Origin of the sequence: Micromonospora sp. WMMD964, assembly GCF_029581455.1 — a bacterium.
In the GTDB taxonomy this organism is placed as follows: domain Bacteria; phylum Actinomycetota; class Actinomycetes; order Mycobacteriales; family Micromonosporaceae; genus Micromonospora.
In genome coordinates this window covers 3,142,433-3,157,672 of sequence record NZ_CP120860.1, presented here as the reverse complement: position 1 = coordinate 3,157,672, position 15,240 = coordinate 3,142,433, and the positions used below count along the sequence as shown (strand labels likewise).

The 15,240-nt window shown below is 71.8% G+C and carries 15 protein-coding genes; 6 read left to right on the top strand and 9 right to left on the bottom strand.

What is annotated here, in order from left to right:
- Positions 1 to 105: 105 nt before the first annotated feature.
- Positions 106 to 1,233, top strand: a complete 1,128-nt coding sequence (locus O7616_RS14670; RefSeq protein WP_282307298.1) for an acyltransferase — start codon at positions 106 to 108, stop codon at positions 1,231 to 1,233.
- 11 nt (positions 1,234 to 1,244) lie between these two features.
- Here the strand turns inward: O7616_RS14670 and O7616_RS14665 are convergent, their stop codons facing one another.
- The 3 genes from O7616_RS14665 to O7616_RS14655 all read right to left on the bottom strand — a co-directional run bounded on the left by O7616_RS14665 (position 1,245) and on the right by O7616_RS14655 (position 3,340).
- Positions 1,245 to 1,430 carry a hypothetical protein gene (locus O7616_RS14665; protein WP_282307297.1) on the bottom strand — a complete coding sequence of 62 codons (186 nt, stop codon included), beginning with the start codon at positions 1,428 to 1,430 and terminating at the stop codon, positions 1,245 to 1,247.
- Between the two features lie 262 nt (positions 1,431 to 1,692).
- Positions 1,693 to 1,857, bottom strand: coding sequence for a hypothetical protein (locus tag O7616_RS14660; RefSeq protein WP_282307296.1), 165 nt, complete (start codon positions 1,855 to 1,857; stop codon positions 1,693 to 1,695).
- A gap of 403 nt (positions 1,858 to 2,260) precedes the next feature.
- Entirely contained in the window at positions 2,261 to 3,340 is a 1,080-nt protein-coding gene (locus O7616_RS14655; RefSeq protein WP_282307295.1) for an NYN domain-containing protein, read from the bottom strand.
- 219 nt (positions 3,341 to 3,559) lie between these two features.
- Here O7616_RS14655 and O7616_RS14650 point away from each other — a divergent pair, with 219 nt between their 5' ends.
- Complete coding sequence (locus O7616_RS14650; protein ID WP_282307294.1) at positions 3,560 to 5,596, top strand: glycosyl hydrolase family 28-related protein; 2,037 nt, start codon at positions 3,560 to 3,562, stop codon at positions 5,594 to 5,596.
- Between the two features lie 52 nt (positions 5,597 to 5,648).
- Here the strand turns inward: O7616_RS14650 and O7616_RS14645 are convergent, their stop codons facing one another.
- The 4 genes from O7616_RS14645 to O7616_RS14630 form a co-directional block, all read right to left on the bottom strand.
- A complete protein-coding gene (locus tag O7616_RS14645; RefSeq protein ID WP_282307292.1) occupies positions 5,649 to 6,305 on the bottom strand; it encodes a hypothetical protein in 657 nt (218 codons plus the stop codon).
- A gap of 179 nt (positions 6,306 to 6,484) precedes the next feature.
- Positions 6,485 to 7,576: an SRPBCC domain-containing protein gene (locus O7616_RS14640; protein ID WP_282307291.1), complete on the bottom strand. Its 1,092-nt coding sequence runs from the start codon at positions 7,574 to 7,576 to the stop codon at positions 6,485 to 6,487.
- Positions 7,577 to 7,643: 67 nt separating this feature from the next.
- On the bottom strand, positions 7,644 to 8,693 hold the full coding sequence (locus O7616_RS14635) for a nitronate monooxygenase (protein ID WP_282307290.1): 1,050 nt from the start codon (positions 8,691 to 8,693) through the stop codon (positions 7,644 to 7,646).
- A 30-nt stretch (positions 8,694 to 8,723) separates the two neighbouring features.
- Positions 8,724 to 9,833 carry a hypothetical protein gene (locus O7616_RS14630; RefSeq protein WP_282307289.1) on the bottom strand — a complete coding sequence of 370 codons (1,110 nt, stop codon included), beginning with the start codon at positions 9,831 to 9,833 and terminating at the stop codon, positions 8,724 to 8,726.
- A gap of 146 nt (positions 9,834 to 9,979) precedes the next feature.
- Here O7616_RS14630 and O7616_RS14625 point away from each other — a divergent pair, with 146 nt between their 5' ends.
- Positions 9,980 to 10,939 (top strand): hypothetical protein, encoded by a 960-nt coding sequence (locus O7616_RS14625; protein WP_282307288.1) that lies wholly within the window; start codon positions 9,980 to 9,982, stop codon positions 10,937 to 10,939.
- A gap of 45 nt (positions 10,940 to 10,984) precedes the next feature.
- Positions 10,985 to 11,257, top strand: coding sequence for a hypothetical protein (locus O7616_RS14620; RefSeq protein ID WP_282307287.1), 273 nt, complete (start codon positions 10,985 to 10,987; stop codon positions 11,255 to 11,257).
- A 58-nt stretch (positions 11,258 to 11,315) separates the two neighbouring features.
- Here the strand turns inward: O7616_RS14620 and O7616_RS14615 are convergent, their stop codons facing one another.
- Positions 11,316 to 11,888 (bottom strand): TetR/AcrR family transcriptional regulator, encoded by a 573-nt coding sequence (locus O7616_RS14615; RefSeq protein ID WP_282307286.1) that lies wholly within the window; start codon positions 11,886 to 11,888, stop codon positions 11,316 to 11,318.
- Between the two features lie 85 nt (positions 11,889 to 11,973).
- On the opposite strand from O7616_RS14615, the gene O7616_RS14610 reads away from it, so the two are divergent.
- Positions 11,974 to 12,948: an NAD-dependent epimerase/dehydratase family protein gene (locus O7616_RS14610; RefSeq protein ID WP_282307285.1), complete on the top strand. Its 975-nt coding sequence runs from the start codon at positions 11,974 to 11,976 to the stop codon at positions 12,946 to 12,948.
- Positions 12,945 to 13,814 (top strand): alpha/beta hydrolase, encoded by an 870-nt coding sequence (locus O7616_RS14605; RefSeq protein ID WP_282307284.1) that lies wholly within the window; start codon positions 12,945 to 12,947, stop codon positions 13,812 to 13,814. Before O7616_RS14610 ends, O7616_RS14605 begins: the two co-directional genes overlap by 4 nt.
- Positions 13,815 to 13,823: 9 nt before the next feature.
- Here the strand turns inward: O7616_RS14605 and O7616_RS14600 are convergent, their stop codons facing one another.
- Positions 13,824 to 15,092, bottom strand: coding sequence for an Nramp family divalent metal transporter (locus O7616_RS14600; RefSeq protein ID WP_282307283.1), 1,269 nt, complete (start codon positions 15,090 to 15,092; stop codon positions 13,824 to 13,826).
- Between the last annotated feature and the right edge of the window lie 148 nt (positions 15,093 to 15,240).

Here is a 15,240-nt window from a genome sequence, read left to right as displayed (position 1 = left end):
ACAGAAACGGTCCAACTCGGTCAGAAACCCATGCAAGTGTGCGATTCTCCACCGGTGAACGATGTCAAGGTCACCACGTTGGACTCCCCGAGGAGCGCACCCGGGGTGAGGGGTCGCGTGGACCACCTCGACGGCATCCGCGGCATCGCCATCCTGGCGGTCTGCGCCGTCCACTGGATCGGCCAGCGGCTCCCCGGCTTCGAGGGTGGCTACATCGGAGTCGACCTCTTCTTCGTCCTCAGCGGCTTCATCATCACCACGCTGCTCGTCAAGCGGGTGCAGCCGTACGGGCGCTTCCTCCGAAACCGCGTACGGCGGCTCTACCCACCGCTGGTCGGCGCGCTGGTGGGCATCACCGCGCTGGCCTGGCTGCTGCCCGACAGCGCCCTCTCCCCGGAGACGCCCCTGCGCCACGGTCTCGTGGCCGCGGTCCAGGCGTCCTCGCTGTGGATCACACTGGGCGGCGCCCCGATCGACCCCTTCTCGATGACGTGGTCGCTCTCGGTGGAGTGGTACTTCTACCTGCTCTGGCCCCTGGCGGTGCTGCGGCTCCGCCGCCTGCCGGCGGCCCGCGCCGCACGCCTCACACTGCTCGCCGCCGGGGGTGTCTATCTCGTCGCGGCTGTCCAGCCCGGCTGGTGGTTCTACTATGGCCCCCTCGCCCACACCAGCGAACTGCTGGTCGGCGCCGCGATCGCCTTCCCGCTGGCCCACGGCTGGACACCGAGGCTCCGGATCGACGGTCGCCTCCTCCTGGTGGCCGCGTTCACGTTCGTGGCACTGTGGACGACGTTCGGCAGTGATCCCTACTCGCCGGCCTACCGCCTGGTCGCACTCCCGCTGACCGTCGGCTGTGCCGTGCTGTTCATCCTCTCCGGCTACGAGACCCGTCCGCCGGGCCCGGCTCGGCTGCTGTCCTGGCGACCGCTGGTGGCGGCCGGGCGGATCAGTTACAGCCTCTACCTCTGGCACACCCTCCCCATCGTGCTGCTGAGCAGGAACTGGCTCGGCCTGCCCAGCATCACGGTCGGCGTGATCGGCATCGGCATCGCGGTGGGAGGCACCGCCCTCAGCTACCACCTGTTGGAACGGCCGTTCCTGCGGCCGCGCGGCAACGAGTTGTCGGTGAGCCGCGAGCAGGCGGCGGCCTCGTCCATCCGCCCCCGCGGCGCGCACCGACCGGAGCGGGTCGCGGCCGGGACACCCGGGAGCGGGCCGGTCCTCCGCCCCTGAGCGCGAGGATGTCACTCCTGGCGAGGGTTCCCCTCGGAGGGCGCCTCGTCCGGGGCTCGCGCGTCGTCGTCGGTCAGCGCGTCGTCGTCGGTCAGTGCGTCGTCGTCGGACGGGGCGGCGAGGTCGGCGAGTAGGCGCTCGGCCTCCCGGACCTCCTCGTCGAGCCTGGGGTTCTCCTCAGCGGGACCCTGCGACATGGGCGACCTCCATCGGGCACGACCGGCAGACCTCCGTGTACCCGACCTCGGGGCGGAGACACGAGCCCGCCGCCAAGCCTTGACCACGTGACGAAAAGTAGCTGAATCCGCTCTGCGGGACCTATTTCTCATCGCTTGATCAAGGAGGTCGAATATCGGCCGCTGAGCGTCCGGCGGGCCGGTTCACCGAGCACCGGGCCGGTCGGCGCGCGCGCCGGGCTGGGGGAGCCCGGGAGCGTTGCCGACCCGGCCCGGTGCCGGATCAGCGCTGCTTGAGCTCGCGCCAGGATGGGTGGGTGCCGCGCCAGGCGTCGGCGAGGATGGCCGCCGAGGCCCGGCTGGGGCACTGCTGCACCCGCTCACGACCCGACGCCCCACCGATCTGGGCGCGGACCTCCCAACCCTGCCCGTCAGTACGGATATACACGTCCCTGCGCCCGCGCGGAGTCGTGTCTCCGTTCCACCAGTGCTCCTCCACCTTCATTCGCCGACCGTATAGCAATTCCCGCGCCGAGGGTACGGCGCAGGTGTGCCCGGACCAGGGCAAGGGCGACAATCCAGGCGCAATTCGGGTCAAGCGTTGACGGTTCAAAACCACAACGGGTGATTTTTCCGCCCCTGACTTGCCAATCAGAGAACTCTCGTCCCTGACCTCGTCGGAGACGCCGACGACCACGGCCGAAGCGTGGGTGGCCGCGAGCGCGAGTGATCGACTCCATATCGCCGATATCGCGGCATCCCGATCAGTCGGACACCGCCACATCGGCGTCATGGTGTCGATCACCGCGGTCCACGACGGCGAACCGCCGGTGGAAACCGACGCCGCGGGGTCAGTTCGGTGTCGTCAGGAGGTAGTCGTCGGCCTCGGGGCTCCAACGCAGGTCCAGCACGCCGGCGGTGGCAGCGGCCTTGCAGAACTGCAGGAAGCTGCGGTAGCCGAGCTTCTTCTCGCTGAAGTCCGGGCGGGCCCGGCGCACCTGGTTCTTCAAGCCGGACAACGCCACCGGGTTGCCGCCACTGCCCAGGTCCGCCACGACGCCCCGGAGCAGGCCGAACGCCACCTCGCGATCGCCGTGCTCGGGCAGCGAGACCTCGGGGTCACCCTTGGCCGGGCCCTCGGCCAGCTCGACGACCGTGCGCTCGGCGAGGTGGCGCAGCAGCTCGCCGAAGGTACGGAAGCCGTAGTCCGACTCGCTGAACGTCGGGTCCTTGCGGAGCAGGGTGCGCTTGAGCCGGGATGCGGTGACCTCGCCGTTGGCGCTGCCCTGCAACCCGGCGACCGTCTGGGCGACCAGCACGGCGAGGGCGTCCACGTCCCGGCCGGGCTCCTCACCGGCGGGTCGCCGGTCCACCTCGGGCTCGGGCTCGGGCGGTCGCTGGTCGACGCCGGCCTGCCGGGCGGGACGGGCCCGCTGGCCACGGGTCGGCGGGATGTCCACGCCCTCCAGCCGGTCGTAGTAGAGGAACTCGTCGCAGGCCGGCGGGAGCAGCGCCGACGTGGATCCCTCGACCCCGACGCCGATGACCCGTTTGTTCAGCTCGCGCAGCTTGTGCACCAGCGGCGTGAAGTCGCTGTCCCCACTGCAGATCACGAAGGTGGAGATGTAGTCGCGCTCGAACGCCAACTCGATGGCGTCGACCGCCATCTTGATGTCCGCGGCGTTCTTGCGGGAGGCGCCCATCCGTTGCGGGATCTCGATCAGTTCGACGTGTGACCGGGTGAGCATGCGACGGTCCTCGTCGAAGTACGACCAGTCCGCGTACGCCCGGCGGACCACCACCCGGCCTCGTTCGGCCAGCGCGTCGGCGATGGGCCGAAAGTCGAAGTCCGCGCCGCCACGGTGATCGCGCGCGCCCAGCGCGAGGTTCTCGTAGTCGAGGAACAGGGCGATCCGGTCTTCTTGATCCACGGGAGTCAGCCTACGCCCGGCGTGAGCTGGTCGAGGCAGACGACACACGACACCTCAACTCGACATCCGTCCATTTCTTGCGGCCTGATTGTCGCTTCTTTTCGTTGTTCGCTTGCTGCCTTGCAGCGTGGTGTTTAGTGCTGACATCATGGCGATCGATGTCGGGCGTCGGGGGCGCCGGGCGGACCTCCCACCAACATCCACCCAGGAGGGTCACCGATGTTTCGGATCATCATGCCGGTGCGGGGACGCCCCGGCCGGCCGGCCGCCACCGTGACGGCGCTCGCGGCCGGCCTCACCCTGCTGGTCGTCGCTCCCACAGTGGCCGTCGCCGGCCCGAGCGGCACCCCCGGCGCGACACCCGTCGTCACCCGCGCCGCCCTCGACCCGGCGCTGGTCGCCGGGCGCGGCGCGACTGTCGGCTTCATCGAGCAGGAAGCCGAGAACGCCCGCACCAACGGCGAGGTCATCGGCCCCGACCGGACCGCCTACACCCTGCCGTCGGAAGCCTCCGGCCGCCGGGCGGTCCGGCTCACCCCCGGGGAGTACGTGGAGTTCGTCCTGCCCAGCGCCGCCAACGGGATCACCGTGCGGTACAGCATCCCCGACGCGCCGCGAGGCGGCGGGATCACCGCGCCGCTGCGGGTCGCCGTCAACGGTAAGCACGTGCGCACCATGACGCTCACCTCGCAGTACTCGTGGCTCTACAACCAGTACCCGTTCACCAACGACCCGCAGGCGGGTCTGCTGCACCCGGACTGGTGGATCACCGAGTGCCAGTGCGTACCGGCGGCCACCACGCCGTACCCGAGCATCAGCACGCCCTTCCGGCCCACCCACTTCTACGACGAGCAGCGACTCCTGCTCGGGCGCACCTACCGAGCCGGCGACCGGATCCGGCTCACCGCGCCACCCGGCAGCGCGGCCGCCTGGACGGTCATCGACCTGCTCGACTCCGAACTGGTCGCCCCGCCGCGCGTCCGGCTGCTCGCGGCGAACGTCCTCGCGTTCGGCGCCGACCCGACCGGCCGCCGGGACTCCGCCGACGCCCTGGACAAGGCCATCGCCTTCGCCCGGCGCGCCCACCTGAAGGTCTACCTCCCGCCGGGCACCTACCAGGTCAACCGGCACATCATCGTCGACGACGTGACGATCGAGGGTGCCGGCAACTGGCACACCGTCATCAAGGGCCGTGAGGTCGCCCTGCCGACGCCCGCCCCGGACGGCTCGGTGCACACCGGCGTCGGGTTCTACGGGCGGGACGCCGCCGACGGCGGCAGTCGCAACGTCCACCTCTCCGGCTTCGCCATCGAGGGAGACGTCCGGGAACGCATCGACACCGACCAGGTCAACGCGATCGGTGGCGCGATGAGTGACTCGACGATCGACGGGCTCTACCTGCACCACACCAAGGTGGGTGTGTGGTTCGACGGGCCCATGCGCAACGTCCGGGTCACCAACTCCATCATCGTCGACCAGATCGCCGACGCGTTGAACTTCCACACCGGCGTGACCGACTCCGTGGTCGCCCACAACTTCGTCCGCAACACCGGTGACGACGGCCTGGCCATGTGGTCGGATAAGACGGCGAACGCGCGCAACACCTTCGACCACAACACCGTGCAGTCGCCGACCCTGGCCAACGGCATCGCCATCTACGGCGGCACCGACACCACCGTCTCGCACAACCTCGTCGCCGACCCGGTCCGCGAGGGCAGCGGCATCCACGCCGGATCCCGCTTCGGGGCGGAGCCGTTCACCGGGCACCTGCGGATCACCGACAACACCACCGCCCGCGCCGGCACGTACGAGCTGAACTGGAACATCGGACTGGGCGCGATCTGGATCTTCGCGTTGGACCGCAGCATCGACGCGGCCATCCAGGTGACCGGCGACGCGTACCTCGACAACACGTACAACGCGATCATGCTGGTCAGCGACTGGCCGGTGAAGGACCTCTACTCGATCACCAACGTCCAGTTCCGGGACATCCGGGTCGACGGCACCGGCACCTCGGTGGTCAGCGCCCGCGCGGCCGGGTCCGCCTCGTTCGCCAACGTGGACGCGCGCAACGTCGGCGCGGTAGGCGTCAACAACTGCGGGTCGTTCCACTTCACCCCGGCCGGATCGGAGTTCACGGTGACCGACCTCGGCGGCAACGACGGCGGTTGGCTCGCTCCGTGGCTGCTGCCCAACACCATCACCTGCGACGATCGGCCGCCCGTGTCGCCGCCCCCGCCTCCGGCCCGGTGGTGAACGCGGTGGGCGGCCCGACCCTCTCGGGCCGCCCACCGCAGCCGAAGACGGGTCAGCGCAGCGTGGCGTACGCCAGCGGCACCGTGGTCGGCTGACCGTCCCAGCTACCAGCCAGCACGGCCCCCGCCGACCCGTCGGACCCGGTGCCCGGTCGTCGGACGACGACCAGCTCGACGGCCTCGGTGTCGAGGACCGTGCGGTCCTCGTCGACCACCCGACGCACGGCGCCGATCGCGGGCACCTCCGCCACGCCGACACCGTCGACGACGACGGTCACCGTCGGCTCACGCACCTCACGCCGGCCGTCGACCTCGAAGTACTGCTCGGCCTGACCGGCGCCGGTGAGAATCGCGTGGGCGAGCGCGGTGACGTAGATCGGGTCGCCGCAGCCGTCGTACACCCAGCGAGGGCCGAGCACCGAATGCTCGGTGGTGCCGACCAACCAGTCCTCGGCCCCGTCCAGCGGCGCGGCGCGGTAGGTGAGCGGGACCTGGTGGACCGGCCCGTCGGCGGTGCCGACCAGCATCGTCTCGATGCCGACCTCACCGGCCGGGTCGTCGAAGCGGTAGGCGCCCCGGCTCACCACCTCGCCGCCGGTCAGTGTGCCGGAGGCCCCGACGGGCCCGGTGAACCACTGTTGGTCCGGCAGCCAGGCCGCCAGCAGGTCGAGTTTCGTAGGGCGCAGTGTGGCCCGGTGCAGCAGTGCCATGACCGCAGCCTAAGGCCTGTTTCATAAGGGCGGTCGAGCCGAGGCGGAGTCCGGGCGGCGATCCGGCAAGGCGCGGTTCCGTCCGGATACAACATCGGTATCCGGACGGAACCGCAACGCCGCCGGGCGTCGTCCGGGCCCGCCGCAGGCCGGCCGGTTCTTGTGGAACAGGCCTCAGGTCAGAGGCCGGCGCACGGGTTGCCGCCCACCGTGCAGCTCTCCGGCTCCCGCGCCTTGGGCCGGTTGTCGCGTACGTCGAAGCGGAACGTCTGCGAACCGCCCGCCGGCAGGGCCCCGCCGGTGAAGGTGATCGACCTGCCGTCCTGCCGCGACTCCGCGCCCTCGACGTCGTCGACGATGCTGCCGTCGGCGAAGGCGACCACCACGGCCCAACCTCCCACCGGAGTGGCCGCAGGGTTGCCGACCACCACTTCACCGGTGTAGCCGAACAGCCGGGTGGAGTCGGTCTCGTAGCGGGCGGTCAGCGGCGGAGGGGGTGGTGGCACCGCTGACGTGGCGGTCGGTGTCGGCTTCACCGACGGGGTCCGACTCGGACGGACGGTCGGCGACGTGGCCGTGCGCGACGGGCGTACGGAGGTCGTCGCGCGTGGGGTCGTGGCGACCGCGACGGCCGTCACGGACGGCGACGGTGAGGGGGTGGCCGGAGGCGCGGCGCTCTGCTTCCCGCCGACCGGCAGCGCCACCCACGCCGCCGACCCTCCGACGACAGCCAGCCCGACCAGCACGGCGGCCACCGTCAGGCGACGCCGACGGGCGCGGGCCGGCCCGTTGCGGGACGCGCCGACCAGCGGCAGTTCGGCGGTCATCCCGCCGTCGCCGCGCCGCAGGTCGACCTGCTGGAAGGCGAGCCAGTCGAGGATGGCCGGCAGTCGTACGGTCAGCGCCTGCCGGAGTTGCTGCTCGCGTGGCTTCTGCTGCTCGACGGACCACCCGCCGTGCGTGGTGACCTCCCGCACCTCCAGCCGGCAGCCCTGCGTCGTGGCCGTGACGTCACAGGTCACCTCGCTGAGCCGGCCGGCCTCGTCGCAGGCCAGCACGAGACGTTCCGGCTCCTCCCGGTCGGTCACCTCGACCTCGACGTCGGCCCCGAAGCCGGGCAACCCGGCGGTGTGCAGCACCAGCCGATCCGGTACGCCCTCGGGCGTCTCGGCCTCGGCGAACCACCGGCCGAGCAGTTCCCGATCGGTCAATGCGAGCCAGACCCGCTCGGGTGGGTGGGACAGGTCGACCTGCGCGCCGATCTCGATCACGGCGAGACTCTAACGGGTCTCCGGCCCGCCCTGCCCCGCCCGCCCGGGCCGGTGGTCGGCAACCAGGTCAGCCCCGACGGTTCGACCGCTCGACCACGGCGGCGAGGGCCGCCCGGGCACCGGCGCTCACCTCGGCGACGACCTCGCCCGCCGGCAGGTCCCGGGCCAGCGCGTGCGCCTGTCCGGCCCACGCGTTGGCGACCGACGCGTCGCCGTCGCGCCGGGCGGCGGCGAGCAGCGGACGCGTCAGGTGCAGCACCTGTGGGTAACCGGCCGGTGCCGCCGCGTCGTGCCGACGCAGGAAGTCGTTGGCCACACCCCGGGCCCGCTTGCCGGTGAACGCCCGGGTCAACGCGGTCGGCGCGGTACCGGCCACCGCCTCCCGGTGCATCGGCGAACTGCCCGCCTCCGGGCACCGCAGGAAGGCCGTGCCGAGTTGGGCGGCGGTGGCGCCGGCGACCAGCGCGGCGGCCAGCGCGGGGCCGTCGACGATGCCCCCCGCCGCCACCAGCGGCCGGTCGCAGCGGGCAGCGGTCAGCCGCAGCAACGGCAGCAGCGCGTAGTCGTCGTCGTCCGGCAGGCCGCCCCGGTGCCCACCGGCCTCGGTGCCCTGCACCACCACCGCGTCCACACCGAGCTCGGCGGCGGCCGTGGCGGCTTCCGGGCGGGTGACCGTGGCCCACACCTCGGTTCCCCGCTCCCGCAGGGCGGTCACCGCCGCCCGGTCGGGCAGCCCGAACACGAAGGACACCACCGGGACCGGGTCCGCGAGCAGGGCGGCCAGCTTCTCCGGGTACGCGTCGTCGCCGCCCACCGGATCGCCCAGGGTGACGCCGCGCTGGGCGGCCTGCGGGGCGAGCCGCTCGGCGTACGCCCGGACGGCGGCCTCGTCGACGCCGCCCGGATCGGGCAGGAAGAGGTTGACCCCGAACGGCCGGTCGGTACGGGCGCGGACCTCGGCGACGTCGGCGACCAGCCGGTCGGTGTCGATCATCCCGGCGGCCAGGAAGCCCAGCCCTCCGGCCGCCGAGACGGCGGCCGCGAGCGCGGGCGTGGACGGGCCTCCCGCCATCGGCGCGGCGATGATCGGGTGACGCAACGTGGACAGGGTGGACATGGGCCCATCCTGCCGCACCGCCCCGTCCGCTCAGTGGCGTGCGGTGTGCCTCCACCGCAGCAGACCGGCCAGCCCGAGCAGGGCCAGCAGTGTCCCGGCGCCGACGACCAGCGGCCAGGTGCGGCCGCCCAGGCCGACGGTGTCCTCGGCGATGGGACGCACGAAGGTGGGCGCCACCGGGCCGGTGGAGGCCGTCGGGCCCGTGGTCGGGGTCGTCTCGGCGGTGGCCGGGTAGCGCAGGACCGTCGGGCGCGTACCCGGGGGTTGGTCGGCGGATTCGGAGACGGTGAGCAGCGACCCGCCGTCGCGGCTGTAGGTGATCGACTCGCCCTGGGGCTCGTCCGGCAACGGGGTGGTCCGGGGGGTGCCGGAGGTCAACGCCTTGACCACGTCGCCGTCGGGGACGTCGTACTCGAAGGCGTCGGCGTAGCTGCGCAGCACCACGCGACGCCCGTCCGGCGCGCTGGCCGCACCGGTGACCACACCCCGCCCGAGGAACGAGAACGGGTTGCTGGTGGAGGTCGTCGGCAGGGTCACCTGGCCGGCCAGGGCCAGCGTCGTCGTCGCCCCCGGCCGCAGCGCGGTGGTCGGCCGGTACAGGAAGACGGTGCCGCTGCCGCCCTTGGTGATGATCAGCGGTTGGCCGTCCGCGTCGAGCAGCAACGCCTCGGCGTCGTGCGGGCGGTCCGGGTACGCCATCCGGTGCAGCACCGGCTGCTCCGTTCCCGGCGCGAGCCGCCACACGCCGACCGTCGTCCGGGAACGGTCGTTGTCGCCGATGTCGGCGACCCAGACGGTGCCGTCCCGGCCGACGGCCAGGTCCTCGGTGTCCCGGGGCCGGGACGGGTAGGAGACCGCCCGGACCACGGCGCACCGCTGGTCGAGGAAGAAGATCCGACGACGGGCCTCGTCGTCGGCGCCGTCGTTGACGACCACGTACCCGTCGTCGGTGGCGACCATCCCGGAGATCTCGCGGAGCCGGTTGTCGCGGATCTGGCACACCGGCGCACCGACCGCCGCCGCGACCGCCGCCCCCGGTGTCAGCACCGCCATCGGTACGACCACACCGGTGAGCAGAGCCCCCAGCGTCGCCCCCACCCGGGCACGCCGTCCCCCGCTCGACCGCCCGCGTACCCGCATCGCCACTCCTCCTCGTCGCGGCCATGCCCCGGCCACCCGTCCATCCTGTCCGATCCGGGCCACGGACGGCGGTAGTCACGGGTACGCGTCCACCCCGGTGGTCGATGTACCGTCGCTCCGCCCCGTTCGCGACCGGAAGGATGATCATGCCCGGGACCGACACCTCGGCGGCCCGCCCGTTCGGGCGGCGGCTGCTCCACCGGCTGGGCCGTCCGAGCAGGGGCGCGGCTGTCGCCTGGGTGCCGCTCGCCGCGATCGTCTGTGGCCTCTTCACCGGCGCGCTGGCCAGCCGGGCCGCCTGGGAGACGTCCCGGCCGCAGCCCGACCGAGCCGAGGCCGGCGCCACCCTGACCATGGTCTTTCCCGGTCACGACCTCGGCGAGATCGACACCCCGCCCGCGCTCTTCGTCGTCTACGGGCACGCGCTGCGGCTGGGCACCGTGAAGACACTGGTGCTCGGCGACGGCGGTGAATACCAGGAGAGCGCCACCACCGCCGCCGCCTTCGGCCCGCCACCGGTGCCCGCCGAGCAGATCGTCGCGGTGGCCCGGGACCGCCTCACCGGCGCCGGTTGGACGGTGTACGACCCGCAGGTGGCCGAGGGCATCAGCTGCGCGGACAAGATGTGCGCCACCCCGCTCTCGATCACCGACACCACGCTGGTCGCTCGACGCGGCGACACCATCCTGAACGCCTCGATCTCGTCGCGGACCGCCGCCGACGCCGCCTACCTGGCGGTCGAGCTGCACCGCGCGCCACCGCCGCTGGTGGTCCCCGCCGGGGTGCTCGGGACGCTGCTGGGCGCGGTGGCCGGGTGGTGGGTCTTCGGCTGGGCCAGCCGCCGCTCCGCACAGCGCGGCACCGCCGTGAGCATCCTGCTGGGTGTGGCCGTGGTGCTGTGGTGGCTGCCGGTGCTGCTGACCGTCCCGTCGCTGCTGTACCACCACCTCGGCGAGCCACACCCGGCCTGGCACCCGTTCTGGGAGTGGCTCGGTCAACCGGCCGCCTCATTGCTCTTCCTGGTCGGCGCGGTGTGCGCGCTGCTGGGGCTGGGACTGGCCGCCGGGACAGGCCGGGACAGGCGTGCGGACGACCACCGCGGGTAGGCAGCGACCCGGTGGTATGCCGACAACCGTCGCGAGGAGGCTCCGATGAGCACGTACCGGGATGATCAGGGCGACACGTTTCCTCCTCCGGAGGCGGACGCCCAGGAGCAACGGCAGAGCGCTGTCGACTACGGGCCGCCGGACCGGGTGTCGGGTGACGTCGACCCCGAGGCGTCCGAGGCGGACCTGGCCGAGCAGGGCGCCCTGCCGGGGGGCGTACTCGAAGACGTGACGTCGCTGCCGGCCGACGCGAACCCGGCGGACGCCCTCGAACAGCGTCAGGCGATCCCGACGCGCGACGAGGGCCGCCGGACGTAGTGCGTGAGGTCGTGGATCCTTCGGGGTCGGCCGGGTTGGTTCTCGATCCCCGTGGCGCTCAGCGGGCCCGCATCCCGTTCAGTACGACATCGAGGTAGTGGCGGCCGGCTGCGGCTTGCTCTTGTGCATCGGCGGCCGGATGCATCCTGGCCGAGAAGGCGATGCCACACATCAGTGGCGTCATGTCGGCGAGCGTGATGCCGGGCGCCAGCAGCCCTGCCGCCCTGACCCGAGCGAACAGTTCGCCGAACAGCGAGGACAACTCATCGAGCAGGTGCGCTGTGCCCGGCAGGGTGGCCGTGGGCGTGGACAGCACCGAGGACAGGGCGGCGTCGAGTAGTTGCGCGTCTACGACGCTGACCAGGAAATCACGAAAAGCAGCCCAGGGGTCGTCCTGCTGCACGGCCCGTTCGGCGGCCTGGATCAGCGTCTCGAGTCCGTCCACCGACACCGCCTCGACCAGTGCCTGAGGCGTCGGGAAGTGCCGGTACACCGTGGCGACCCCGACGCCGGCCGCGCGGGCCACCTCGTTCAGCTGAATCGGGGTGCCGTCCGCGACCAGCTGCCGGCCGATCTCGATGATCCGCTGGCGGTTGCGTACTGCGTCCCTACGGAGCGGCGAAGCGGTCACTCTTCCAGCATAAGCGGATAAGGGCTCCACTTGCCCCGCCTGGAGCCCGCGGCCCTGGAACCGGCGACTCCGGACGATGAAACGGATGACCCATCCGGTTCGTGCTACAGTTGGCAACCGGATACTTCATCCGTTTCATTGTTCACTCGGCTCTGGAGAGACCATGCAGATCCTCGTCACCGGCGGCACCGGCTACCTGGGCTCGGTGCTCGTCGAACACTTCATCGCGGCAGGCCACGACGTAGTAGCGCTGACCCGGTCCCCGGAATCAGCAGCCAAGGCGACAGAGGGGGGCGCGGTTCCTCTGCTCGGCGACCTGACCGACACCGCGCTCCTGGAGAAGGCCGCGACGGAGGCTGATGCGGTGGTGCACACCGCGGTCGACTATTTCGGTGGCGAGGACGCGGTCAGGGCGGAGGCCGCCGCCGTGGAGGCGCTGACCCGTGGGGCGGGCAAGGCGGGCACCGGCAAGCCGTCCCTCTACACCAGCACGAACCTGGTCTACGGGCTCGACCCCACGCATTCCCGGGACGAAGACGCAGAACTGCCGGAGCCGGGCCTGCAGCCGTTCAAGCTCGTCGGCGAGCGACTGGTGCGCGAGGCGGCGGGCCTCAACGGCGTCATCATCCGCGCGGGTCTGGTCTACGGTCGAGGCGGTTCCCTGCTGCTGACCAGTCTGATCGATGCCGCGACCAGTTCGGGCACGGCCACCTACATCGACGCCGGCGACAACGAGTGGACCCCGGTGCACGTGGACGATCTCGCCCGCCTGTACCTGACGGCCCTGGAGCGCCCGGTGGCGGGCACCTACAACGCGGCCGGACCGCGACAGTTCACCTTCCGCGAACTCGCCGAGGCGATCGCGGACCTGACCGGAACCACCGCGACCTCGATCACCGCCGAACAGGCCGAGAGCGCCATGGGGCCGATGGCCGCGTTGCTCCGATCCTCGGCGCGCATCACCTCCCACAAGGCGCGCACCACGTTCGGCTGGAGCACCAGCGGTCCCGCCCTGCCGGACGACGTGCGCTCCGGCTCCTACCAGGTCGTGAACCCATGAGCCCCAGCCTGACCAGCAGAGCCGTTGTCGGTCTGCTGCGCGTGGCAGGAGTGCGGAAGCGACAGTTCAAGCCCAGCCGGTTCCTCGCCGAAGTGACCAACCCGGCCCCGCCGCGTCTGCCGGGTGTCACGGTCCGGCGGGAAGAGTTCGACGGCTGGACCGTCTATCGGCTGACGCCCGCCGATCCGGTGCAGCACTACGCCGTCTACATCCACGGCGGGGCCTGGGCCGCCCCCATCACCAGGCAGCACTGGAGGCTGGCCGCCCGGATCGCCGTCGAATCCGGCCGCGAAGTCGTCCTGCCCCTGTACCCGCGCCTGCCCATCGCCACCCACGCCGACGTCCTTCCGGTCATGCTGCGCCTGTCCCAGCACGTCCAGAAGCAGGGACCGACCGCCCTGATCGGTGATTCAGCGGGCGGGACCATCGCCTTGTCCGTGCTGCAGGCCCTGACCCCGCACGACCGGCGGCCGGACATCACCGTCCTGATCTCACCCGCCCTCGATCTGACCTTCAGCAATCCGAAGATCGCCGACATCGCACCTCACGATCCGTTGCTGAATCTCGAGCACATCCGAGTTCTCGCGGCCCGTTGGGCAGTCCCAGCCGATCCTTCGCACCCGCAGATCAGTCCGCTGAGCGGCCACCTGGACGACCTCGGACTCCTGCACGTGTACGCCGGCACCCGCGATGTCCTCTTCCCCGATGCCGTCCTGCTCCGGGACCGGGCCGAAGAGGTGGCCGGGACCGATCTCCACCTGCACGTCGGCGAGGAAATGATTCATGACTGGCCGATCATGCCGACCCCTGAGGGTCGTCGGACGGTCGGAGACATCATCGCCCTGCTGCGCGGCGGGAACGCGTGATCGGCCGGCTCACCCGGCGACGACCTGCCAGAGCAGGAAGGCGTTCAGCGCGACCACCAGGACCGCCACCAGGGACGCGGCGGCCGTGGTGAGCGGGTGGTTGACCAGGTTGCCCATCAGGTCCCGACGGCGGGTGAAGGCGACCACCGGGATGAGCGCGAACGGGATGCCGAAGCTGAGGACGACCTGGGACAGCACGAGCGCCCGGGTGGGGTCGAGGCCGATGGCGAGCACGGCGAGCGCGGGCACCAGGGTGACCAGTCGGCGCAGCAGCAGCGGAATCCGCCGCCGCAGGAAGCCCTCCATGATCACCTCACCGGCGTAGGTCCCGACGCTCGTGGAGGCCAGCCCGGAGACCAGCAGGGCGATGGCGAAACCGAACGCCGCCGCGGTGCCGATGGTCTGGCCGAGCCCGGCGTGCACACCCTCCAGGGTGTCCGCGCCGCCCGGCCCGCCGCCCCGGAAGCTGGCCGCGGCGATCAGCAGCATCGCGAGGTTGACCGCGCCGGCCGCGCTCAGGGCGAGCAGCACGTCGGTGCGTTGGCCACGGAACAGGATCCGACGCTCGGTGTCGTCGGTGGCGGGGATGCGGTCGCGGGTCAGCGCGGAGTGCACGTAGATGACGTGCGGCATGACCGTGGCACCGAGGATTCCGGCAGCCAGCAGCACGCTGTCGGTGCCCTGGAGCCGAGGGACCAGGCCGGCCACGGCGGAGCCCGGGTCGGAGCCGGCGGCGAGCAGGTTCGCCGCGAAGGCCAGGACGATGACGCCCAGCCCCACGGCGATGGCGACCTCGAAGGCGCGGAAGCCCCGCGAGCGCAGCGCCAGCACGGCGAACGCGGTGGTGCCGATGATGATCCCGCCGGGCAGCAGGGGGATGCCGAAGAGCAGGTACAGGGCGACCGCACCACCGATGACCTCGGCCAGGTCGGTGGCCATGGCGACCAGTTCGGCCTGCACCCACATGGCCTTGTTGAGTGGCTTCGGCAGGCGTTCCCGGCACAGCTCGGGCAGGCTGCGACCGGTGGCGAGGCCCAGCTTCGCGGTGAGCGTCTGCACCAGCATCGCCATCAGGTTGGCCACCACCACGACCCAGACGAGCAGGTAGCCGTAGCGGGCACCGGCGGCGGAGTTGGTGGCGAAGTTGCCCGGGTCGACGTACGCGACCGCGGCGACGAACGCCGGGCCGAGCAGGATCAGCCGCCCGCGTACCCGCCCGCGGGCGCGGGCCACCTGCAGTGGAGTAGCCCTCGGCGTCGTCAGTTCGTTGGCGACCATCGCACACCTCCCCTTCCACCTGGGTTGCTGCCGCTTCCCTTCCCGAGCGGTTGACCCGTCGGTGCCAACCTCTGGCCTGCCGGTGCCACCAGGTCGGACACGCCGGGCAGCCGTCCGTGACGCGCCGTCGCGGGCAGGACGGGCACCG